This window comes from Rhodococcus sp. KBW08 (genome assembly GCF_003852455.1).
In the GTDB taxonomy this organism is placed as follows: domain Bacteria; phylum Actinomycetota; class Actinomycetes; order Mycobacteriales; family Mycobacteriaceae; genus Rhodococcus_F; species Rhodococcus_F baikonurensis.
This window is the reverse complement of record NZ_QAJJ01000015.1, coordinates 1-20,889: the sequence shown is the minus strand read 5'-3', so window position 1 is coordinate 20,889 and position 20,889 is coordinate 1. Positions and strand designations below refer to the sequence as shown.

Genomic DNA, 20,889 nt, shown 5'->3' with positions numbered 1-20,889 from the left:
GATGCGATCAACGCCGCTGCTTGTCGGTCGGGGAGAGTTCAGCGGCGTAGCTCGTCAGCCATTCGGACAAACTCGCGGGATCAAATACACCATCAGATCTGGCCGCGAGCGCATACTGATTCTGATGCGAATCCTCAACACGCGCCACGGCGGTTTCGACCTCTTCGAATGGAATTTCTTCCCGATGGGCCGAGATCAACGCGCGTAACCTTCGCGGATCTACTTCAACAAACGCGCGTACGCGGTCGGGGAATCCGAAACTGTCGGGATCAGACTGCCATGCCCTCACCAGCTCTGAATACAGGATTTCGCCCGCAGCTGCCTTTTCGAGCATCGTGACCGTTGGATTCTCGACGTCGCCGCGGCGAGGGGCAGGTAGTCTACCCAGTATTTCGTCGATGAGCGATCCGTGTTCGATCCGATCGATGTCAGCCTGTAGGGCGCGAGCCTTTTCGATCCTTGCCTCGGCGTTTTCCACGTCGGTCGCCGTGCCGAACAACAAAGCACGTTGGAGTGCCTCGTGCGCTTCGCCGAGTGCAACGGAGGGGGACTTGGTGGGCAGACTGTGCCTGCTCGGCATGACGACTCCCTCCGTTTCCTCTTCGTTTGTTTCCGACAATACAGCTATGCTGCCAGTTTCACCGCAGCCGAGCCGACAGAACCGAACGTTCCATCTCCATCGATGACGGTCGGTGCCCCTCGAAGCTGGGCATTGGAGGAATCGAATACTCCCCAGCCTGCTAGGTCGATCTCCCCCGCTTCATGAGCGAGGACCAGGGCATCCAGTGCCTTCCGTGGTCGATCGCCGACGTTCCGAGCAAATTCGATATCGACGATTCTTCCAGATTCAACTGCGCGACGTTTGATCCGTTCTACCGCTTGTTCGATCGGACACTCTGCCACGAGCGCATAGACGCGGTATCCGGCCTGATCTAGCGCCCTCCAGTCGTCCAATGAGTACTGCGGATCTCCAATTACGTCGATACACACGCCAGCGTGATTGGGGGTCCCAGACAGGAATGTCTCGCGGAGTTCTCCGTATGTCACGAATGAACATTCCTCCTGAACAATCTCGCTCCCCTGCCCACCGGCGTACTCCGGCAGAGCAACTCGTACATCGTCGGCATCAAGCGGCATCGGTGCGACCATGCCAGCGCGTGAAACCAACGGTCTCAGCGAAGTGCTCTTACCTGAACCCGGGCCACCGAACAGTAAAAAGGCAGGTGGCCGATCGTTTTTGTCGACAGGCCTACATCCCTGCAGGAGATTGCCGACGATCTCGGCGTGCATCGCGGGTCTCGGGTACAACCAAACCTTCTCAGCAGTCCGGTGCACATCCGCTGTCTGGATCACTCCGCCACTTTCGACCAGACCATAGAGTCGATCGTATAACTCTGCGTCCGACTCCCACCGGGACCGAGCATTCTCGTCATCGATCCACCAAGACCTTGCGTAGCGAATCATCTCCAAATGCAGACGACTGAACTGCTCATCGAGAGCGTCGCCGTCCAAATCGATCACAGTGTCGATGATTCACTCCGGTCGCCAGTTGATTGAGAACGCAATTGCCAATGTTATGTCACCCCTCCGACGATCTTCTTTGAAGGTTGCAAAGCAGTGCTCACCACTCCGAAGGTTCAATAGTCGGTGCCGACGTCCGTACACATCACTGTGGTGCCGTCGCGGCAACTTGAATAGTGCATCGATGATGCACACACTTCGCCGGTCCGTTCAGAAAGCGGCGAGGTCAATAACGATTATTACTATTCGAGTAGATGGAGCACGCGATCCGGATCGCGTAGAACGACCAATGCAACGATGATCCCGCAAACGTTGTGGCAAAACCTCACATCGCCGGAGCCGTCGGTATGTGCAATGTGGTCGTTTCTCGCGTTGCTTGCTGTCTTTACGCTCGGCAGAGGAGTCCGGCGAGGAGAGGCGTGCGATGAGTCGTGAGAGCTGGGTGGGCCGTGATGCCCGATCCATCGCCGAAGCCGTGCGGTCGGGTCAGGCGTCGGCGCGGACGGTCGTCGAAGGCCATCTCGCACGGGTCGACGAATGCAATGGCGAACTCAACGCGCTGGTCACCGTGTGCGCCGAAGAGGCTCTGGCGGCCGCCGACAGCCTGGACGAACGTCGCCTTCTCGGCGAGACACTCGGTCCCCTTGCCGGGGTTCCGTTCACGGTCAAGGACCTGATCGCTACTGCCGGCGTGCGTACCACCGCCGGTTCTCGCACTCTGGCGGACAACGTCCCGGCCGTCGATGCACCGGCCGTTGCGGCGTTCAAGGCTGCCGGCGCAATTCTGATCGGCAAGACCAACACCCCGGAATTCGGCGCGTGCGGGCTGACTCGAAACGAACTGTTCGGCACCACGGCCAGCCCGGTGCGACCGGACGGCGTCGTCCGGTCCCCCGGCGGATCGAGTGGCGGTGAGTCCGCGTCGGTTGCTGTCGGAATGAGTGTGCTCGGACTCGGTACGGATTTTGGCGGCTCGGTGCGTTGGCCCGCACACTGCACCAGCCTCACTTCGGTTCGCCCGACGCTCGGCCGTGTCGACCCAGAAGGGCAATACCCCGGCGTGCTTTCGGATGGACGGGTACTCGCCAATCCCGCGACGATGCACGGCACGATCCAGACCATCGGCCCACTGGCCCGCAACCTCGGTGATGCGACGCTTGCGCTGCGCGTCCTGTCGAAGCCGCATCTCGCGTGGACCGAGCCGGACTCGGTCGACGTCGAACACCTCGACATCCGCTGGGCACCCGGCGAGGGAACCATGCCCGTCGACGCCGAAATCCTGTCGGCGGTTCGCTCGGTGGCGAGCAGTCTGGACGCGAGCGAGTACGACGGTCTGGCCCTGTCGCGGGCCAACGCGCTTTTCGGTGCGTTGCGATCGGTCGAGACCCACGCGGACATCCACTCTCTCGCAGCAGGTTCAGCGCACTCTTTCGACGCGGACATCACCGCCATGCTTGCGGCAGGCCGTGATCGGAGTTCAGCCGAGGTGGAAGCGCTGTGGGCGGATCGCGCGGTGTTGATCGCCGGCTTCCTCGACGAGATGGGCGACGTTCTGATTCTGCCGGTTGCGTCGGTGCTCGCTCCGCCGCTCGGTGTGGAGAGCTTCGAGGTGGGCGGTCGCGAACTCACGTGGATGGACGCGCTCGCGAGTTGCCGGGCGATCAGTGTGCTCGGCCTTCCGTCGGTCGTGGTTCCGGTAGGACTCTCCCGCAACGGTTTACCGATCGGAGTGCAGGTGGTGGCGCGGCCGATCCACGAGCATGTTGCGCTGTCCGTGGCGGCGCGAATCACGTCGAACGCGCAAGCTCTAGTCTGACTTCCATCTTTCGGTTTCGGCTGCGAAACGTGTTGCGTACGAGTCGGCCAGGTCGTGAAGCGTGGTGACGCAATCGCCGTAGTACGTCGGTGCATGCATGGTCGCCAGAATCCGCGGCTCGAGATCGGCCAGGGCACGGATCGTGGGTTCGAGATCCGGGGTGAGGCAGGTGGCGTGGCCCAAGTCCTCGGCTTCCAAAGCGGGACCGACGATTTCGTGCTCGGTGGTCGCGGGGTGGTGCCCGAACGCGGTGAAGAGATCTCCGCAGAACAAAGTGGACGTCGTCTCCTCGAACATCAGGCCCGCGTCCCACCCGTGTGGGACGTGCGGGGTGTCGATGTGGCGAACTCGGCGGCTGCCGGTTTCGAGTACGTCGCCGTCCTGCAAGGGAAGTGGTGCACGATCGGCCAGATCGTTGACCTGAACGAAGCACCCCATCGCGCCGTGTGCCACTTGCGCTTCGGGGGCTGCCGCAAGCCAGGAGTTCATTGATCCGCACTCGTCGGCCTCGACGTGACCGAACGTGATCCATTTCAGTCGGCCGATGTCGATCAACGTGGAGAGTGCGTCGGAAGCCGAGGTGAACAACGCGCGCTGCCCGGTGTGGAAGAGCAGGGGTTCCTCGCCGTCGACGAGAAACTGATTCATCGTGAGGTTGGCTTCGTCCACGAAGGTCGACAGTCGGTAGATGTCCGGCGCGATTTCGGTGATCGTGGTGGTCATCGCTGTGCTCCGATCAGGGCTGCTGTACACGTCAAGCTGTCTTCTCCAGCCTTCTCGCCGCCCCGCGCCTGCACAAGGCTCTGGACATGCTCACGGCTCTGGAATAGTGGAGGCGTGTTCGTACTGCTGCTGACAGGCCCGCCGGGCGCGGGGAAGAGTTCCGTGCTGACCGCGCTTCACGATCGACTCGGCGAGGTCGGGGTGAGCAACGCGATGATCGAGGTGGACGAACTCGAGCGGTGCTACCCGCCGCTGGGGACCGAACGGGCAATCGCACACGTCGGGATGCTGTGCGCGTCGTACCGGGAAGCGGGGTATGAACTCCTCTTCCTCACGGCGACTGTCGAAGACGACGACTACGGGCGTGCCCTGCTGGCCGCGACCGGCGCCGAGGGTCACCTGCTGGCGCGCCTCGAGGCCGATCCGGATACGTTGCGCACCAGAATCATCGAACGTGAACCGGCCGGCTGGGCCGGGTTGGACGATCTGGTGGAAGCGTCACAACTGCTGGCCGGTTCGATGCCGACGCTCAGTGGAGTCGACGTGGTTCTGAGCACCGAAGGCCGCGATGCCGAAAGTGTTGCCGATGATCTGGAAGCGGCTCTGCGAGAACGCAGTCCATCGCTTCTAGCCGTCGGTATTGAGAGCGGTGACCACTGACGCGAACATCGTCGACTTGATCGCGCCCAGCGTGCCCGGATTCTTCGGCCCGATCGGTGCAACCATTTCGATGGCCTTGGCGGTCAAAGCATCGACGGATGCGGTGAAGTCCACCAAACCGGCTGCGAATGCGTCACTTCCGCCGTATCGCCGCCCCGTGGTCATGGCGACGATTGCCGACGCCGGGCTGAGTTTGGCTTGGATGAGAGCCGCCATTCCTTCGGTGAACGGGATGTTGATGTCCACCTCCGGGAAGCAGTAGTAGCCGCGATCATCGCGCATGACGCGGTAATCGTGCGCGATGCCGAGCATTGCGCCGGCCCCGAAGGCGTGGCCGTTGATCGCAGCGACGGTAGGCATCGGGAACGTCAGCATTCGAGAGAACAGCGACTGGACTTGCTGCACATACCACTTCGCCTTGTCGCCGTTCGCGCCAAGCCAGTCGAGGTCGAGTCCGTTGGAGTAGAACTTGCCCGCCGCCGTGGTGACCAGGGCGTGTGCGCCTTCGCTCAGAGCCTGATCGAGCAGCTTGTCGACAGAATCGAGCCAATCCGGCGAGAAACGATTCTCGTCCTCGCCGAGATCGAGAACGGCGATCTTGTCTTCGAAGCGCAGAGTTGCGGTCATGACGGGCCTTTCCTGTTGCGGGACTGTGGGAGTGGTGGATCCAAACTCAGAACGGCGCGAACCGCCGCATTCAACCGCGCGCGTGCTGCGGCGTCGGGGACTCGCCAACCGTCGGCGCGTGCGGCGGGATGAATGAGTAGCCCGGTAGGCAGGCCGACAACACAGGCCTCGATTGCCTCGACGGCTCTGCCGTCTGTGCGACCCCAGAGCGCGGTCGACAATCGGATGAACAAGTCGACCAGAGACCGGTCGAGTTGTGTGAGTTTCTCGGCGATGTCGGCGGGGACGTCGGTGCCGAGCAGTTCGTCGCGCTGGATCGTCAGCAGCAGCAACGCGGATTGTGGGTAGTCGAGCGCGAAGACAGCCGGAACTTCGGCAGCTGCGACGACGGCGGAAACCGCGGAGGTCGGCGAGGGGTCCGCGAGAGCGTCGTCCACTCTCGATTGCTGAAGCGCGAGAAATCGTTGCGCAGCACGCAGCCATGCGCTGCCGACCAATCCACTGCGAGAGCCGAATGCGTGATAGATCGCCCCGTTGGACACACCGGTGGCGTCGGAGACCGCCCGTACCGTGACCGCGCTCGGCCCGGCAGTGGCGGCAAGCTTTTCGGCAGCGTCGAGCAGTGTGTCGAGGTCGTGGACGCGGGGCCGAGGCATGAACGCACAGTAACAGAGCGTCTGCTCTGTTACTAGTGTTCGGTCAGATCACCGAATTCGCGCGAAGGTCTTCGATCTCCTCCGGGCGAAGGCCGAAGTCGGCGAGTACCCCGTCGGCGTCGCCGCCGAGAGTCATGGGTGGCGCATTTCTGACGGGAAGAGTCTTGCCGTCCACCCAGAACGGTCCGCGGACAACGGGAATCGACGTCCCGTCCGCGCTGTGCGTCTGCTCGACCATCTGCAGAGCCTCGACTTGCGGGTCGGAGAACACCTGATCGATCGAATGGATCGGGCCGCAGGGAATTCCGGCACCGCGGATCTCGGCGATCCACTGCGCCGCCCCTTTTGCGGTCAGTAGCTCCTCGAGTTCTTTGGTCAGTTGGTCTCGGTGTGCCAAACGCTCTTTACCCGTGGCATATTCGGCACGGAAGGCGAGGTCGGGGTCGCCGATAACCGAGCACAGCGCGATCCAGTGCTTGTCCGACCCGGTGGCGATGTTGATCGGGAAGTCCGCGGTGTCGAAAGCGCCGTACGGCGTGATGGTCGGGTGCGTATTGCCGTTCGGCGTCGAAACCCGCCCGGTGCTCAGGTAGTCCTGCGCCTGGAAGGTCATGATCGAGATCGCGGATTCCAGCAACGAGGTCTGCACGCGGTGCCCACGACCGTCGCGACCGCGAGAGGCAAGTGCCGCCGTGATTCCCAGCGCCGCGTAGATGCCCGAGACCGTGTCGATGATGGGGATTCCGACCCGCATCGGGGTCTGTTCACCGGCACCGGTGACCGACATCAACCCGGACATGCCCTGGGCCACCTGATCGAGTCCGGGCGCGAACTGGTCGGGGCCGACCGGGCCGAAACCACTGATGCTCATCACGACGAGCCCTGGATTCTCCTGCTCGAGCGAATCGGGATCGAGGCCCATGTCGGCCAGTACTCCCGGACGGAAATTCTCGACCAGCACATCCGCGTCGAGGGCCAGGCTGCGAAGCAGTTTCCGTCCGCGGTCACTGCGCATGTCGATGGCGATCGACCTCTTGCCGCGGTTCACGGACGCGAAGTAGAGGCTTCGATCGCCGTCGAACGGCGGCCACTGACGCGAACTGTCGCCGGAGCCACGGGTTTCGACCTTGACCACGTCGGCGCCGAAGTCCGACAGCAGCGACGTGCACAAAGGCCCCGCGAGAGCGCGGGTGAGGTCGAGAACTTTGATACCGCTGAGCAATTGGTCCATCGTAGAAACCTCGGTTCTGTGGTGTGCAACGTCGCCCACTCGATCCGTCGCACCATCTGCGTGAATTACCGCTGCAGTGATCGTCGGAGAGGGGAAGAATGAAGGTCAGGCCTGCTTTCGGCTGGGCTCGGTGACAACACTGGTCGAGAGCGCAAGGTGATGCGACGGCGACATTGCACAACTGCAGGGCCCGGATTTAGGCGCATTGTGTGACAGGCAGGATTGCGGTGGGCCGATACCGTGAACTCTCTACGTACGGCGATGCAAGCGGGAGGCGAGGCGATGCGCGACATTTCCACTCAGCTGGCGCAGTGGCACGCCCGTGGCGAGGATTTTGCACTGGCGACGGTTGTCCGTACCTGGCGATCCTCACCACGCATGCCCGGTGCTTCCATGGCCGTCTCACGCTCCGGCGAGGTAGTCGGCAGCGTCTCGGGCGGGTGCATCGAGAGTGCGCTGTACGAGATCGCGCAGGAGGTTCTCGCCGACGGCACCAGCCGCGTCGAGGTCTTCAGTGTCTCCGACGACGACGCCATCGGAGTAGGTCTGACCTGCGGCGGAACCATCGAAGTGTTTGTCCAGGCCGTCGGAGCCGATTTCACCGAGTTCGGTCAGGTTTGTGAACGGATCGAGGCCGATACGCCCGTCGTCGTGGTCACCGAAGTGCGTCCGGGAGCACCGGCACGGCACCTCGTCGTCGAGCACGGCCGACGCAGCGGGGATCTGGATGCCACGGAGGACGAGGTCGCCATCCTGCTGCGCACGATGGAGACCGGTGAGTCCGTAGCTTTTGTCGCGCCCGCGGGAACTCTCATCGATTCGCAGCACGACCTGCTGGTCGAGATATTCGCTCCGCTACCGCGGATGTACGTCTTCGGAGCCATCGACTTCGCCGCCTCGATGTGTACGTTGGGCGCCTTTGCGGGTTACCGCGTGACCGTCGTGGACGCACGGCCGGTCTTCGCAACTCGAGCGCGTTTCCCCGACGCCCATGATCTGGTCGTCATGTGGCCACACAAGTTCCTCGAAACCGCACCGATCGACAACAAAACCGTCCTGGCCGTGCTCACCCACGACGAGAAGTTCGACATCCCGTTGCTCGAGATCGCGCTGCGTTCGCCGGCTGCGTACGTGGGTGCGATGGGAAGTCGTGCGACGCATGAGCGTCGGGTGGCGCTGTTGAAGGAGCGAGGCGTCACCGACGCGGAGTTGGGGCGCCTGCACTCACCGATCGGGTTGGATCTCGGCGCCAGGACACCAGAAGAAACTGCAGTCTCGATCCTCGCCGAGATGACCAAGACCCTGCGCAATGCCTCCGGTTTGGAACTGCGGGATCTGCAGGGGCCGATCCACCCGCCACCTCAGGAGAATCCGACCGCCCTGCATCGAACGGCCTGAGTCGACTGCGCTGAATTCGGACATCTTGTGTTCGGTGGGGATAGGATCGTTTCTTTCGTGAACCATCTTCCGTGATCCGAATGAAATCGAGGTGCCTGCCAAGTGGCGAACCCGGCCGTACCGGCATCCGAGGTGAATGCTGTTCTCTCCGAACTTCTTCGAACCTCGCTCCTTCCTGGTGTTCGAAAGGTTGCCGGCGGCTCCGACGACCCGACGGTGGCCCGGGTGGGATTCATGGCGGTTCCGGACATCGGACCGTGGCTGCGACACGGACAGTTGCTGATCACCACGCCGGAAACCCTCGCCAGGGTGACCGAAACCTTCAAAGCGTTTGTCGGACGGTTGTCGACGCGTGGAGTTGCGGCACTTGCCGTCCAATTCGGCGCAGACGGTGACACTCTCGCGCCGGAACTGGTCGACGCGGCCGAAAGCGCCGGCTTCCCGCTCCTGGTTTTTCACGGTGCATGCGATCACCCTGCGGCCAGAGGCCGGGAGCAGACGGAGTCGGCCCAGATCGACGCCATGTTCGGGGCCGAGCGGTTGCGACGGTTGCTGGTCGACGTCGTGATGGGCGGCGGCGGTCTCCCGCAATTGACCGAAGTCATTGCACGGGAGATGAAGGGCGCCGCCCTGATCACCACTTCGGACGGACGCGAGATCTGCCGGGCCGGGGACGCCGCGGAGCGCAAGAATCTGTCGGCCTGTCCGGCTGTCGATTCCACCGGTCGTCTGCGGACCGACACCGTCGAGGGCGGGTTGGGTCTGCACGAGTTCGACGGTCAATTCATCGCGGTGTCCGCGATTTCCGCCAATCACATCGACCACGGGCGTCTCGCGTTGTTCACCGGTGAGCGCGTGATGACGAGTTACGACCAGTACCTGGTCGAGCGGGCCGCGTCGGTGTGCGCGTTGGTGATCACCCGTGAACAAGCCGTGGCATCGGTGGAAGAGCGCCATCGTGCGAACTTCGTTCACGACCTGCTCCTCGGCCGTGCCGGGGATCACGATCACGTTGTCTCCCACGCCAAGACGTTCGGGTGGGACTTCGATCGCCCGCTGGTGATCGTCTCGATCGAACCGGACCCGGTCGACGAACCGGCCTCGGCGGCGCCCGCTCGGCTGCCCGTCGTCGACCGTCAGGCGATGGCGTTCTCCGGCGCGATCGCCCACCGTGATCCCGGTGCGGCGGTGACCGCGCTGACGGGTGAGACGGTGATCGTGATGGGCGTCGGCACCGACACGATGGCCTTGGTGCGGGATCTCGTCACAGTCGTTCGCGGTGAAGGTGGCGGCGGGAGAAGGCCGTTCAGTGTCGGGGTGTCCCGGCCGGCAGCGGCGATCGACGCCGTCCCCGCGCTCTACAGCCAGGCGCGCACCGCATTGACTGTCGGACGCCGGATCTCCGGTCCGTGGACGGTGACTCAGTTCGACGATCTCGGTGTGTACAGACTGCTCAGTCTGGTCGAGGACGAAAACGAGTTGGAGACGTTCGCGCGGGAGACATTGCGGGAACTGACGGAGGAAACTGCCGAAGCGCAGGACATGCGCAAGACCTTGGAAGTCCTGCTCGCGACCAACATCAACATCGCCGAGACCGCGCGCAAGCTCCACTTCCATTACAACACACTGCGTTACAGGGTCGTTAAGCTGGAGAAAATGCTGGGACCCTTCACGGCGCAACCCGAACTCCGGTTGGATCTGTCTCTAGCACTGAAGATAACCGCGATGCGCGGCATCAATCACTAATATTGCCAATCCGGGTCGGCGGGTTCTGGCAGATTGTCATCACGTCGATACCTCCGCGCTGTAATAGCGTTTCACTCCAGTCACGGTGTTTTGTGAGCTGGAGCACACTCAGCGTTCGGACACCTTCCTCTGCACGAAAGGTCCCATCATGCCGATTTGGACGTTGCACGGAGATGGAAAGAACATCAAACCGGGTGAAGTGGTTGCTCCCGGCGAGCGGCTCAGCTGGGGAAGAACCATCGGGCTGGGCAGCCAGCACGTGGTGTCGATGTTCGGCGCGACGTTCGTGTTCCCGATCATCATGGGCCTCAATCCTCAACTTGCCGTGATGATGTCGGGCTTTTGTACGCTCTTCTTCCTGTTGGTGGTCAAGGGACGCATTCCCAGCTACCTCGGTACGTCGGCGGCTTTCGTCGGTGGTATCGCCGCTATTCGTGCCCAAGGCGGAACCTCTGCGGAGGTGACCGGCGCGATCCTGGTGTCCGGACTGGTCCTGGCAGCCATCGGTATCGCGATCCACTTCCTCGGTGGCCGGGTCGTATTCAAGGTTCTTCCCCCGGTGGTGACCGGCGCAGTGGTGATGCTGATCGGATTCAACCTGGCACCCGTTGTCGCGGGGCTGTACTGGCCGCAGGACCAGTGGGTGGCTCTGATCGTCATGGTGGCCCTGATCGTCATGAGTATCGCGCTACGCGGCTTCATGGCGCGCATCGCAATCTTCCTCGCGCTGATCTTCGGCTACGTCCTCTCCTGGATCCTCGACCGGGTCTCGGGCACGATCACCTCGTACGACGCAGGCACCGGTCAGATCACCGAGCACTTCCGCGTCAACTGGGATTCGGTGCAGTCGGCGTCGTGGTTCGGCCTGCCCCCGTTCTCGGACGAGGCCAACGGAATCGTCGGCATCCACGCCCCGTCGTTCAGCCTGACGTTCATCATCCTGGTTCTTCCCGGTGTCATCGCGTTGATCGCGGAGAATGCCGGCCACGTCAAGGCAGTCGCAGAGATGACCGGCGACGATCTCGACCCGTACATGGGACGCGCGCTTGCCGGTGACGGTTTCGCCACCGCTATCGCCAGCAGTGTCGGCGGTTCGCCCACCACGACGTACGCCGAGAACATCGGTGTCATGGCAGCGACCCGTGTGTACTCCACCGCCGCCTACGCGGTCGCGGGCATCGTCGCGATGATGCTCGGCTTCTCCCCCAAGTTCGGTGCCGTCATCTCGGCGACGCCCGGTGGCGTTCTCGGCGGAATCACCGTGGTGCTCTACGGCATGATCGGCCTTCTCGGCGCCAAGATCTGGAAGGAGAACGGCGTCGACTTCGGCAATCCGCTCAATCTGATGCCGATCGCGGCCGGCCTGATCATCGGTATCGGCGACACGGCCCTGAAGTTCAGTGACACGTTCTCGCTCAGCGGTATCGCGCTCGGCACCATCGTCGTGATCGGGATGTACCACCTGTGCCAGTACATAGGTTCGAAGAACCCGGAGCTGAATGCGAAGAACCCGGAACCGAACAAGCCGGATTCGAAGGCTCCCGGCGGAGAACGGGAAGAACCCGCCCCGCAGCTCACGTGACGCTTGGCTGAGTGTGCTCGATTGTCGAAGGCCGGACATCCTCCTCGGAGGATGTCCGGCCTTTCGCGGTGTGTGTTCTGTGTACTGATCGATCAGACGGCGGTGCTGGCTTCGACCAGGCCGATACGGTCGATGCGTTCGGTGCGGGTGATGAGCCGTTCGGTCGCATCGGTAGCAGTGAGCACGCTCAGCTCGTAGTGCAGTACCGCTCCGACACGAGTGCAGAATGCGGCGGATTCGTCCGCAGCATCGGGACATTCGGGGATGACCCGATCGACGATGCCGCCTGCGAGCAGATCGAAGGACCGTATCCCTTGACTGGCCGCCATCTCCGGAGCGTGCGTGATGTCGTGGAACATGATCGCGCTCGCACCCTCGGGAGGTAAGGGCGACAGCCAACCATGGCGGGCCGCCAGCACTCGATCGGCCGGAATCAGTGCCAGGGCGCCGCCGCCGGTGCCCTGCCCTAGCAGGAGGGAAATGGTGGGGACCTCGAGTGAAATCATGTCGGCTATGCACCGAGCGATCTCGCCGGCCAATCCACCTTCTTCGGCTTCCTTCGACAATGCCGCGCCTGCCGTGTCGATGATCGTCACCAACGGCAGGTCGAGTTCTGCGGCAAGCCGCATCCCTCGCCGAGCTTCCCGCAGAGCGCCGGGGCCGAGTGGGGAGTGCGCAGTCTGTCCGCGTCGGTCCTGTCCGAGAAGGACGCAGGGCATGTCGCCGAAGCGAACGAGCGCGAGCATGATGCCGGGATCGTTCTCGCCTTGGCCGGTTCCGTTGAGCGGGAGCATGTCCGAGGCGGAATTGAGCAGCACCTCGCGGATCCCCGGTCGATCTTCACGCCGGGATGCGACGACGGATTCCCAGGCTGACGTATCGGGTGGGCAGTCGTACGAGCACGGGTCACTCGGCAACGAGTACCCACGGCGTCTCGAGGTGATGATGCGCAACGCGCGGTCGACGATTTCGGCGAGCTGGTCTGGCGGCCTCACCGCATCGATGAGTCCGTGCTCGTGAAGGTTCTCCGCTGTCTGGACACCGACGGGGAAAGGTGAGTTGTACAAAGCCTCGAACACCCGGGGGCCGAGGAATCCGACCAGGGCTCCCGGCTCCGCGATCGTCACGTGACCGAGCGACCCCCAGGACGCGAATACGCCTCCGGTGGTGGGGTTTCGGAGGTAGACGATGTAGGGCAGATGCGCTTCTTTGTGCTTGATGAGCGCCGCGGTGATCTTGACCATCTGCAGGAATGCCGTTGTCCCCTCCTGCATACGCGTTCCTCCGGAGGTGGGAAGCGCAAGAAGGGGCAGCTGTTCGTGCGTCGCTCGACGGATGGCGACGACGAGGCGTTCTCCCGCCGCCACGCCGATCGATCCGCCGAGAAAACCGAACTCGCAGACGATGATTGCCACACGGCGGCCTCTGACGGAGGCGCTTCCGGTCAGGACGGACTCGTCGAGTCCGGTCTTCTCCTGGGCACGAAGAAGCGCTTCGGTGTAGTCGGAGTCGGTCGCCACTGGTATCGGAGGGGTATCCCACGACTCCCAGGTGCCGGCATCGATCACCAGGTCGAGCAAGTCGCGAGCCGACAGGCGGTTCATCGGGTGAATCCTTGTAGCCACGACATGACTTCGTCAGTGTCTTCACCGAGAACCGGAGGTGCAGTGTGGCGGGTTTCCGTCACCTCGGTTCCGTCCGGATCGAAAAATCGTAGCGGCGGACCGGGCAGGGTGATGTTCCCGAGCGTGCTGTGGTCGACGTCGACGAGCAACCCCTGTGATCGGGTCTGTTCCCATTCGTACACTTCGGAGATCGTCCGGACCCGTCCTGCCGGTATTCCGATGCGGTCGAGTTCGGTCAGAAGCTCGTCGCGCGAGTACGGTTTGAAGGTACGTTCGATCAATTCGACTACCTGGAAATGATTCTCGACGCGTTCGGCGTTTGTTGCCATACCCGGTGCGTCTGGATCGAGTTCGAATCCTTCGCAGAATCTTCTCCACAGGCTTTCGCTGCCGACCGAGATCTGTACTGCGCCATCGCCGGTACGAAAGAGTCCGTACGGTGCGATGGAGGGATGGTGGTTGCCCTGCGCTGTGCCTACCTCGCCGGCGACGGTCCACTTCGTTCCCTGAAACGCGTGAACACCGACTACGCTGGCCAAGAGCGATGTTCGAACGACACGGCCTCTCCCCGTCTGTTCACGTTCCTTCAAAGCCGCGACGACGCCGAACGCCCCGTACATCCCGGCGAGAAGATCGGCGATCGGAACTCCGACTCGTTGAACGTCGTCCGGACTCGAGCCGGTCAGCGACATGAGTCCGGCCTCCCCCTGGGCGATCTGGTCGTAGCCGGCGCGGCCACCTTCGGGGCCGTCGTGGCCGAAACCGCTGATGGACAGGACGATCAGTCGAGGATTGAGTTCGGCCAGCCGCTCGGTGGAGAATCCGAGTCGATCGAGAACTCCGGTGCGGAAGTTCTCCATGAGAACGTCGGCGCGGCAGACGAGATCTTCGAGGGTTGCGCGCCCGCTGTCGGATTTGAGGTCGAGCGTGATCGACTTCTTGTTTCGGTTCGTGGAAAGAAAGTACGTCGATTCCCGTTGCGTGTTCGGTGGTTCCAGCGGTGGCTTCACAAATGGCGGCCCCCATCCACGGGTGTCGTCGCCGCCGTGAGGTGATTCGACCTTGATCACGTCGGCACCCAGATCGCCGAGCATCATTGCCGCGTGAGGACCCGCGAGTGCGCGCGTGAGGTCGACGACAATCACGTCGTGTAACGGACCACTACGAGCACTTGTGTTGTGAGGCTTCGAAGTCGAGTTCATGTCGCACCGCCGTGTTCTGGTGTAATTGGCTGAGCCAGTTGGTGGTTGAGGCCTCCGTAGTTCGGTCGACTCCGGTCCGCTGGACCGAGAAATCGGCCAGGGCCACTGAAGGAGGTATGTGCGGCCCGTCTTTCGAACCGTAAGCGCGCACCGGTCAACGGCACATGGGTAACCTTGCCGATGACGGGTATCAGTGGTGGGTAAGAAGTGACGAACGCTCACCGCACGGCTGGATTGCGGTTGTATCGAACCGTAATTGGGGCGTTCTGTCAGCTCATCTCGTGCATCTTCATGACCTGCAGGGCGAGTGAGACGTTCAATCGAAGGACGGGGTCGTCGGTGAACGATCCGACGACACTCTCCAGCTTTCCGATTCTGTATCGCAAAGTGTTGTAGTGCATATGAAGAGCCCGCGACGCCTCGGCGACGTTGCAATTGCAGTCGAGCAGCGTTTGGAGTGTCAGACGTAAGTCTGCGGCTTCGGCGTTGTCCGCCGACAGGGACTTCAGAACGTCATCGGTGAACGAACGTAGTTCGCTCTTGTCCGTCTGGAGCGAGAGGAGTCGGTGTACGCCGAGTTCGTCGAAGTGTGCAATCCGTCCGGGCCCGTTGATACGGCGGCCGACGACCACGGCCGTACAGGCCTGGTCGTACGCCGCAGGTAGATCGGCCAGGGAGTAGATCACCCGGCTCACTCCCGTGCTGAAGGAGCGGCGGCCGCTGGTGCGATCTCCGGCAACCTTGCGCACCAATCCTTCGATGTCCCGAACCGCACGGTCGGTGCTGGTCGGCAAAAGCGTGACCACCTCGTGTCGAAACCCGACGGACGGCGCCGTTCGCTCGTGTGCGCGTACCACTTGTTGCCAGCCGTCACTGAGTCGATCCTGGTCCGTGCGAGTGGAGTTCGCGTGCTGGGATTCCGGGTGATCGACGTCGAGTTCTGCAACCACAACGGCAAGTGGACGAGTGACATCCCACCCCAACTGAGTGAAGTGCGCGCTCACTTCCGCCGGCGAGCCGGCTTCGCCTATCAGTGCGTCGCGGAGAAAGTCGCCGCGGAACTTGGATTCCACTGCCGCAACTGCCAGCTGCTTGGTGACGGCCAGAGCAGCAACGGTGGCTGCTCGCTCCAACGCCTGAACGACGACTGCTCCGAGTTCGTGGGTACCGGCGTACGCGACCATTCGGCCGTGGTCGGTGCCGCCGGCCACCACCCGGGTGAGCGCCAACTGACCAGGAAATCCCTTGGGCGCGTTCTGTAAACCGACAGCGACCCGTTCGGTCAGGAACCGACCGGTGCTCTCGAACAACGGAAGCGCGTTCAGTGCAGCTGAATCCCCGGCCTCGGTCAACACCCTTCCGTCCGGCGAGCAGATCAGAACGCTGACGTCGAAAAGCGCGGCGAATTCTGCTGCAATCTGGGGTAGATCGCCACCTTCCAAGACGATCGAAGTCAACGAGCGGTGAAGACGGTCGGCAATGTCGAGTGCCGCAGACTGCTTCGCCACCAACTTGGTGAAGACCTCCGAGATCACCTCGTCGAACCCTGCGGTGACGGGAAGAACCAACAACGGCAGCCCTCGCTGCTCTGCCATGTGCAGCATGGCTTCCGGCAGTTCGTCGAGATAGCGGCCGGTTTTCACGGCAAGTGCCGCGACCCCTCGGCGTGCAAGACCGTCGACGAGGTCGCTGAGATCGGTATCGTCGAGAAGCTCTCCGGTTCGCCCGTAGCGCAGCGGGAACCCGGTAGTCACCAACAGTTCGTTCGGCTTCACCCAAGCGAGGATGTCCGGTACTTCCATCACGTTCACCGATTGGACGAGGTGGCGCAACCCCCCGTGCCCGGCAAGGACTTCGGCTCCATGCAGACTGGGCAGCTCGAGGACATCCCGAACCGTCAACCTGTAGTCGCCACCTTCTGGCAAATGTTGAAGCTCTTCGCTCGAATATTTGGCAGATCTATCCATGTCGCGAGACTACGCGCGATCACGCTGCGGACATTGTCAACAGTTGACGAAAATGTCCTCTCGAAATGAGTAGATCTCCGGACGTCTGCCAACTATCGAGGTCCGAATTGGCGATCGCCCGCGTCTCCGAGTCCAGGTACCAGGAAAGCATTTTCGTTCAGGCCGTCGTCGATGCTCGCAGTGAGGAGCCTGACTGGATGTCCGGACTTCCTCAGCGCTTCGATCCCTTCCGGAGCCACGACGACACATATTGCAGTCACGTCGGTGGCTCCGCGTGCGATGAGCAGATCGATTGTGCGGATGATGGATCCACCGGTCGCCAACATCGGATCGAGGACGTAGACGGGGGTGTCCGACAGATCAGCAGGCAGGGACTCGAGATACGGAACCGGTTGGTGTGTCTTCTCGTCTCGTGCCATTCCCACGAAACCTACGCCTGCCTGCGGAATGAGGGCACTCGCCTGTTCAACCATGCCGAGGCCCGCTCGCAAGACCGGTACCAGGAGCGGTGGATTTGCCAGCCGCACTCCCAGCGTGGGAGCAACTGGCGTCTCGATGTCGAACTGTTCCACTTCTGCGCCGCGCATGGCCTCGTAGACCAACATATGGGTCAGTCTGCGCAGGGCGGACCGGAACGTTGCGTTGTCGCTGCGAGCGTCGCGCATGGTCGTGAGCAGCGACGCCGCCAGCGGATGGTCGACAACAGTGGTGTCCATGGACGAATCGTAAGTGAGAACCGATGGGGCGGCGCACAACCGGTGAATCGGAGTCGAAATAACCAATCACGGTTTTCGTTTGGGCAAGTATTGACGATGCCGAAGGGTTCGAGTCGTCATAGCGTGGTCGGCATGGCAGTTCCGAACCGCTCGGCTGGACTGGGCGCCGGGAGCTGTCAAGGCCCAATTTTGCCTCCACGATTCCCTATACAAGGAGATGCCAATGCCCGAAGCAATCGAGGTCCGTAAGGTTCCGCTACACAGCGTCTCCGACGCCAGTGAGCTCGCCAAGCTGATCGACGACGGTGTCCTCGAGGCCGACCGCGTCATTGCAGTCATCGGCAAAACCGAGGGTAACGGCGGCGTCAACGACTACACGCGCATCATCGCGGACCGCGCGTTTCGAGAGGTTCTCTCCGCCAAGGGTAATCGCAGCCCCGAAGAGGTGGCAGAGGTGCCGATCGTCTGGTCCGGCGGCACGGACGGCGTGATCAGTCCGCACGCGACGATCTTCGCGACGGTACCGGCAGACAAGGTCACCAAGACCGACGAGCCGCGCCTGACCGTGGGTGTCGCGATGAGTGAGCAGTTGCTGCCCGAGGACATCGGTCGTACGGCGATGATCACCAAAGTAGCTGCGGCAGTGAAAGATGCGATGGCCAATGCCGGCATCACCGATCCCGCCGACGTGCACTACGTACAGACCAAGACTCCGTTGCTGACAATCCACACCATCCGTGACGCCAAGAGTCGCGGCAAGACGGTGTGGACCGAACAAACTCACGAGTCGATGGACCTGTCCAACGGCGGTACGGCCCTCGGGATCGCGGTTGCGCTCGGCGAAATCGACATGCCGTCCGACGAGGATGTCATGCACAGCCGCGAACTCTTCTCTTCTGTCGCATCCTGCTCGTCCGGCGTCGAGTTGGACCGGGCTCAGATCGTCGTCGTCGGTAATGCACGTGGCGTCGGCGGACGCTACCGGATCGGCCACAGCGTGATGAAGGATCCGCTCGACCAGGATGGAATCTGGGCGGCGATCCGTGACGCCGGGCTCGAACTTCCGGAGCGGCCGCACTCGAGCGACCTGGACGGTCAACTCGTCAACGTGTTCTTGAAGTGCGAGGCCAGTCAGGACGGAACGGTCCGTGGCCGTCGTAATGCGATGCTCGACGATTCCGACGTGCACTGGCACCGCCAGATCAAGTCGTGTGTCGGTGGAGTCACTGCCGCTGTCACCGGTGATCCGGCTGTGTTCGTGTCGGTCTCGGCAGCGCATCAGGGCCCCGAGGGTGGCGGCCCTGTCGCCGCGATCGTCGACCTCGGTCAGTAACAGGCAAGAACCTCGCTGGAAACCTCGACAGTCGCGCCGCCACCGGTAATTCGTCCTCGAATCAGTTGCCGGTGGCGGCGAGTCCGCTCCGGCGCACCCCACTTCACTGCTTGAAAGGATTCACGATGGTTCATGCTGCTGACCCTGTCGACGAGAGCGTTTCCGGTGCGCCCGAAAATCGCGAGCTCGTCATGGCCGATGCGGTCACGCTCAGTGGTCTGATACGCAGGCGTGAAGTGTCATGTGTCGAGGTGATGGACAGCTTCCTCGACCAGATCGAAGCACATAACCCGGCGGTGAACGCGATAGTTGCCTTGCGGGATCGGGAAGCGTTGACGGCGGAGGCGCGCGAGCGTGATTCGCAGTTGGCGAGTGGGCAGTATCTCGGTTGGATGCACGGGTTTCCGCATGCAGTGAAGGATCTTTCGGCAGCCAAGGGTCTGCCGTTCACCTCCGGGTCGCCGATGTTCGCGGACCGAATCGCCGAAGAGGACGACCTGTTCGTCAAGCGGATCAAGTCTGCCGGTGCCATTGTGATCGGCAAGACGAACACCCCGGAGTTCGGGCTCGGATCCCAGACGTACAACCCGGTGTGGGGTACTACGGTGTCTCCGTACGACAATTCGCGCACTGCCGGCGGTAGCAGCGGAGGCGCCGCAGCGTCGCTGGCGCTTCGCATGCTGCCGGTCGCTGACGGAAGCGATTACATGGGTTCGCTCCGAAACCCGTCGGCGTTCAACAACGTCGTGGGGTTTCGACCATCGTGGGGTCGGATACCGGAGACGGGATTCATCGCGCAGGGCGCGGTTGTAGGCCCGATGGGCCGAACCGTCACCGATGTAGCTCACCTGCTCTCCACGATGGCAGGGCCGGATGCTTATGCACCGCTGGGGATTTGTGAGGATCCCGCTGTGTTCACCGAAAGCCTCGCACGTGATCTGAAAGGCTCTCGGATCGCATGGGTCGGTGACTGGAACGGTTACCTGGCAACCGAACCTGGAGTTCTCGAGTTGTGTGAATCCTCGTTCGAGGTCTTCGAACAGTTGGGATGCCGCGTCGAGGCGGCGCTTCCCGACTTCAAACCCGAGGACATCTGGCAACTGTTCTTGCGATGGCGTTGGTGGGCGCAGCTCGGCTTGATCGATCAGTACAACGACCCGAGTATGCGTGAGTTGATGAAGCCCGAACTGTTGTGGGAACTCGAGCATGCCGTCACACTCTCGGCGCTCGACGTGACCAAGGCTGCGGAGGCCCGCAACGGCTGGCTGTCGGCCGTTACCAAGATGTTCGAAACGTACGACTACATTCTCGCGCCGAGTGCTCAGGTGTTTCCTTTCGACAAGAACACTCACTGGCCCGAGACCGTCGACGGGCGGTCGATGGACACGTATCACCGGTGGATGGAGACGGTTGTTCCCTGGACGATGGCCGGGGTTCCGGTTGCGGGGATGCCGGTCGGCTTCGACGATCGTTCGCTTCCCATGGGTATCCAGATCATCGGTCGGCACGGCGCCGACGTGGACGTACTCCAACTCGCCTACGCATTCGAGCAGGCAACCCAGTGGGTCGAGCGGGTTCTTCCGCCCGCACTCCGCGTGAACTGACTCATCTATTTCGAACGTATCCAGTTGGGAGAGAACGACGATGGCTTCGGCATTGTGGCACGGGTTCGCGGACATGGGCGCTGTGGAGAAGAACGGCGCGTTTGTCGTCTCTCGAGGTGAGGGGGCGTACATCTGGGACCGCGAGGGCACTCGGTATCTGGATGCGACGGCGGGCTTGTGGTTCACCAATGTCGGGCACGGGCGTGCCGAGATCGCGGATGCGGTGGCGGCTCAGTTGTCGAAGATTGCGCATTTCTCCAACTTCGGTGATTTTGTTCCCGAGACGACGCAGGTGTTGGCGGAGCGGTTGGCGACGATTGCGCCGGTTGCCGGGAGCAAGATCTTCTTCACTTCGGGTGGTTCGGATTCGGTGGACACTGCGGCGAAGCTCGCTCGTCGGTATTGGCATGAGGTGGGGCAGCCGGAGAAGGCGATCATCGTCGGTCGTCAGAAGGCGTATCACGGAATGCATGTTGCGGGAA

Annotated in this window: 18 protein-coding genes; 8 read left to right on the top strand and 10 right to left on the bottom strand. The window is 62.4% G+C overall.

Features of this window, described 5'->3' with window-relative positions:
• Positions 1 to 7: 7 nt before the first annotated feature.
• Entirely contained in the window at positions 8 to 499 is a 492-nt protein-coding gene (locus tag DBV08_RS18725; RefSeq protein ID WP_124568454.1) for a hypothetical protein, read from the bottom strand.
• A 125-nt stretch (positions 500 to 624) separates the two neighbouring features.
• Positions 625 to 1,521: a zeta toxin family protein gene (locus DBV08_RS18720; RefSeq protein WP_124568453.1), complete on the bottom strand. Its 897-nt coding sequence runs from the start codon at positions 1,519 to 1,521 to the stop codon at positions 625 to 627.
• A gap of 424 nt (positions 1,522 to 1,945) precedes the next feature.
• Between DBV08_RS18720 and DBV08_RS18715 the strand changes: the two genes are divergently transcribed.
• Complete coding sequence (locus DBV08_RS18715; protein WP_124568452.1) at positions 1,946 to 3,337, top strand: amidase; 1,392 nt, start codon at positions 1,946 to 1,948, stop codon at positions 3,335 to 3,337.
• Here the strand turns inward: DBV08_RS18715 and DBV08_RS18710 are convergent.
• Positions 3,329 to 4,060 (bottom strand): MBL fold metallo-hydrolase, encoded by a 732-nt coding sequence (locus DBV08_RS18710; protein ID WP_095971628.1) that lies wholly within the window; start codon positions 4,058 to 4,060, stop codon positions 3,329 to 3,331. The genes DBV08_RS18715 and DBV08_RS18710 overlap by 9 nt on opposite strands.
• 114 nt (positions 4,061 to 4,174) lie before the next feature.
• Here DBV08_RS18710 and DBV08_RS18705 point away from each other — a divergent pair, with 114 nt between their 5' ends.
• Positions 4,175 to 4,720 carry a hypothetical protein gene (locus tag DBV08_RS18705; RefSeq protein WP_124568451.1) on the top strand — a complete coding sequence of 182 codons (546 nt, stop codon included), beginning with the start codon at positions 4,175 to 4,177 and terminating at the stop codon, positions 4,718 to 4,720.
• Here DBV08_RS18705 and DBV08_RS18700 read toward each other — a convergent pair.
• The 3 genes from DBV08_RS18700 to DBV08_RS18690 are packed head-to-tail and all read right to left on the bottom strand — an operon-like array spanning position 4,688 to position 7,234.
• On the bottom strand, positions 4,688 to 5,347 hold the full coding sequence (locus DBV08_RS18700) for an enoyl-CoA hydratase-related protein (RefSeq protein ID WP_124568450.1): 660 nt from the start codon (positions 5,345 to 5,347) through the stop codon (positions 4,688 to 4,690). The genes DBV08_RS18705 and DBV08_RS18700 overlap by 33 nt on opposite strands.
• The gene (locus DBV08_RS18695; protein WP_095971631.1) at positions 5,344 to 6,003 is read right to left on the bottom strand and encodes a helix-turn-helix domain-containing protein; all 660 of its coding nucleotides are present in this window, start codon (positions 6,001 to 6,003) and stop codon (positions 5,344 to 5,346) included. Before DBV08_RS18695 ends, DBV08_RS18700 begins: the two co-directional genes overlap by 4 nt.
• A 43-nt stretch (positions 6,004 to 6,046) precedes the next feature.
• Positions 6,047 to 7,234 (bottom strand): CaiB/BaiF CoA-transferase family protein, encoded by a 1,188-nt coding sequence (locus DBV08_RS18690; RefSeq protein ID WP_095971632.1) that lies wholly within the window; start codon positions 7,232 to 7,234, stop codon positions 6,047 to 6,049.
• A gap of 282 nt (positions 7,235 to 7,516) precedes the next feature.
• Between DBV08_RS18690 and DBV08_RS18685 the strand changes: the two genes are divergently transcribed.
• The 3 genes from DBV08_RS18685 (at position 7,517) to DBV08_RS18675 (ending at position 11,960) form a co-directional block, all read left to right on the top strand.
• Positions 7,517 to 8,632, top strand: a complete 1,116-nt coding sequence (locus DBV08_RS18685) for an XdhC family protein (protein ID WP_124568449.1) — start codon at positions 7,517 to 7,519, stop codon at positions 8,630 to 8,632.
• Between the two features lie 102 nt (positions 8,633 to 8,734).
• The gene (locus tag DBV08_RS18680; RefSeq protein WP_124568448.1) at positions 8,735 to 10,378 is read left to right on the top strand and encodes a PucR family transcriptional regulator; all 1,644 of its coding nucleotides are present in this window, start codon (positions 8,735 to 8,737) and stop codon (positions 10,376 to 10,378) included.
• A gap of 148 nt (positions 10,379 to 10,526) precedes the next feature.
• Entirely contained in the window at positions 10,527 to 11,960 is a 1,434-nt protein-coding gene (locus tag DBV08_RS18675; protein WP_095971634.1) for a uracil-xanthine permease family protein, read from the top strand.
• 92 nt (positions 11,961 to 12,052) lie between these two features.
• Here DBV08_RS18675 and DBV08_RS18670 read toward each other — a convergent pair whose 3' ends face one another.
• The 4 genes from DBV08_RS18670 to upp form a co-directional block, all read right to left on the bottom strand.
• The gene (locus DBV08_RS18670; protein WP_124568447.1) at positions 12,053 to 13,564 is read right to left on the bottom strand and encodes a carboxyl transferase domain-containing protein; all 1,512 of its coding nucleotides are present in this window, start codon (positions 13,562 to 13,564) and stop codon (positions 12,053 to 12,055) included.
• A complete protein-coding gene (locus tag DBV08_RS18665) occupies positions 13,561 to 14,787 on the bottom strand; it encodes a CaiB/BaiF CoA-transferase family protein (protein WP_124568446.1) in 1,227 nt (408 codons plus the stop codon). Before DBV08_RS18665 ends, DBV08_RS18670 begins: the two co-directional genes overlap by 4 nt.
• Before the next feature lie 269 nt (positions 14,788 to 15,056).
• Entirely contained in the window at positions 15,057 to 16,754 is a 1,698-nt protein-coding gene (locus DBV08_RS18660) for a PucR family transcriptional regulator (RefSeq protein ID WP_095971637.1), read from the bottom strand.
• A 92-nt stretch (positions 16,755 to 16,846) separates the two neighbouring features.
• Positions 16,847 to 17,470, bottom strand: coding sequence for a uracil phosphoribosyltransferase (upp, locus tag DBV08_RS18655; RefSeq protein WP_095971638.1), 624 nt, complete (start codon positions 17,468 to 17,470; stop codon positions 16,847 to 16,849).
• A gap of 223 nt (positions 17,471 to 17,693) precedes the next feature.
• On the opposite strand from upp, the gene DBV08_RS18650 reads away from it, so the two are divergent.
• The 3 genes from DBV08_RS18650 to DBV08_RS18640 all read left to right on the top strand — a co-directional run.
• Positions 17,694 to 18,803, top strand: a complete 1,110-nt coding sequence (locus DBV08_RS18650) for a ring-opening amidohydrolase (protein ID WP_095971639.1) — start codon at positions 17,694 to 17,696, stop codon at positions 18,801 to 18,803.
• 125 nt (positions 18,804 to 18,928) lie between these two features.
• Positions 18,929 to 20,407, top strand: a complete 1,479-nt coding sequence (locus DBV08_RS18645) for an amidase (protein WP_124568445.1) — start codon at positions 18,929 to 18,931, stop codon at positions 20,405 to 20,407.
• Positions 20,408 to 20,447: 40 nt separating this feature from the next.
• The coding region (locus tag DBV08_RS18640; RefSeq protein ID WP_148090791.1) for an aminotransferase class III-fold pyridoxal phosphate-dependent enzyme at positions 20,448 to 20,889 on the top strand (442 nt) is incomplete at its 3' end.